2 protein-coding genes are annotated in these 2211 nt (G+C 45.4%); both read left to right on the top strand.

Annotation, left to right across the window (positions count from 1 at the left end):
- Positions 1-193: 193 nt before the first annotated feature.
- Positions 194-1468, top strand: a complete 1275-nt coding sequence (locus NP603_RS21775; RefSeq protein ID WP_256612966.1) for a trypsin-like serine peptidase — start codon at positions 194-196, stop codon at positions 1466-1468.
- Between the two features lie 18 nt (positions 1469-1486).
- Positions 1487-2211 (top strand): NHL repeat-containing protein (locus NP603_RS21770; RefSeq protein WP_256612965.1); only part of this gene is annotated, 725 nt, incomplete at its 3' end.

The following is a 2211-nucleotide window of genomic DNA, read 5'->3' as shown; positions in this document are numbered from 1 at the left end:
CGGGATTTTGTTCGGTGCTCCTTTTATGCCAAAGACTGCGAAAAAACGAGACGTCCGCCTGGTAATGGATGATGTGAGAACAGTTAAAGACCGGGGAACTATTTTTTATAAAGCAAATTGGTTAACTTTTTTAATTTAAGCGCAAAAGGGTTCAATTGGAGCGACTCTGTTAACTTAACGATGGGGAACTCACATGGCAAACAAGTTTAAGTTTATTTGCATTCTATGCCTCATGGGGTTAATTGTGCCGCGTTGGACAACGCATGCATACGCTCAGGATTCTGGTCCATATCCCGAACTGATAACCTACCAACAATTTAAGTCAGTTCGATTCATGCCGTCGAGCGGTTTCGTGCTGGAGAACGGTTCAACCACGAGCTCACTGACAATCAACGCTCCGCTTGGAGCCATTTACTTCCGGCTTCGGATTGCCGAAATTGATGCAAATCCAACCGCACAATACCGGCTAACCATCACGGATGCAGATTCCGGGCAGCTAATCGCACAGATTAAAGCTGCAGAGTTGGCTGAACTATCGGTATTTCTAACCCCGCCAATATTCGCTTCGAAAATAAAAATCAGTGTGGATGAATTAGACGCACCTCAGCCTCTGTCATTTGTGGTCGCCGAACTGCTCGTTCATCGAAACAATGACAATATAGTGTTCCGTCCACAATCGCTAACACCGGGGTTAACAATATTCAGAAGTATGCCGCAAGGTGATCCTTTACTTAATTTATCGCGCTCAGTTGCAAAACTCTATATGGGAAAAGACAGAGATGGACCTGTCTGCACTGGATTTCTGGTTAGCCGTGACCTGCTGCTCACCAACTATCACTGCTTGGAAAAGTCTGATCAATTTATGAAGTCCCGTGAAAATCCCACAAAAAAATGTGGTGATGTGTATGCGCATTTTGATTACCAGACTGCGGAAAGCAAAAAATCCGGCCAAATGCCAGTTTGTCAAAAAGTCTTGGTGTATGGTGCGTATCCCAAGGAAGAAGGAGAGCTCGATCAGGGTGATTTCGCCTTACTACAATTTACTGCTAGCACGTTGCGACTTCCCGAATCAGGGAGAAGTCGCCCTTTCTTGACATTGGCTAGAAGTGCAATTTCTGATGAAGGATCAAAAAGGGTTCAAATGATCCAGCATCCTTGGGGTTTCCCACTTCATTTTTCTCTTGGCTGCATCGCGCAGACTGATCCTGATCGGTCGCTGGTGATTCAACACAATTGTTCTACAGAACCCGGAAGCTCTGGATCTCCCGTTCTAGACGCCAAAGGAGAAGTTGTGGCTATACACCATACTCCGCACAAAAACAAAATCACTTCTCCAAACGAAAACGATAAACGCATGGAAGAGCTTAAAGCTGCGGTTGAATGGCGAAATGAAGCTACTCCATTGTCATCCATAATGAACAAATTGGAGCCTTATCTAGCCACAAAAAATGATATCAACAAGCGTTAGATTCATTAGGAGAACCACATGAAAACGGTTTTACAAATTTGCTATTCACAACGCGAAAAACACATGCGAACCGTCATCATATTTGCTGCTTTGTCCATAATTTTTACAATGGACGGATGGGCGCAGCAGCAAGGTACTTTACTCTCCGTGGATCATCAGGCAATTCGCCGCTTCCCTGCTGGCAGTCAGAAGGAAAATGTTGGAATTATACCCTCGAGCTCAGATACTCCTCTCATTGGTCCCAATGCAATTGTGGCAGATGATAGCGGCTCGTTATATGTCTTGGATCAAGTCAACAATCGGGTAATCCAGTTGCGTATTGGGGGGCGCGAAAGCGCTAGTAAACAAGCAGACCTCACGGTCAAAGCGCTACCAAAATCGGCAGCACCTGTTTCAATCGCTATGGCTAGAGGAAATCTTTATTTTTATGATCGTAATTTTGGCCTTTCGAGCATTGAGAAACCGGTTGGTGATGACAAGCGCGAATCAGCCACGGATACCTCGGTAGCGCAAAACAAGAGCATCGCTGATAGCCAATTTAGCGCAATCGGATTGGGTGTTCAGCGTATGTCCAGCGCTGAGTTTAGAAGCCAGATCCGAGAATCGGCGATTCAAAATAAAGGAAGGGAAAGCCAGAATTTTGTGATCGAGGGCCCGGAAGGCCAGACTTATACTATAGAAGTGGCACGGCCAAATGAAACAACAGCTCGAGCGATCATTAATCAGACTAATAACACTGGTGG

It is taken from the genome of Methylomonas aurea (assembly GCF_024505045.1).
In the GTDB taxonomy this organism is placed as follows: Bacteria; Pseudomonadota; Gammaproteobacteria; order Methylococcales; family Methylomonadaceae; genus Methylomonas; species Methylomonas aurea.
This window is presented reverse-complemented; position numbering and strand designations above follow the sequence as displayed.

Bases quoted from the DNA above. Each gene is read 5' to 3' on its own strand.
- NP603_RS21775 (WP_256612966.1), top strand. From the start codon at position 194: ATGGCAAACAAGTTTAAGTTTATTTGCATTCTATGCCTCATGGGGTTA.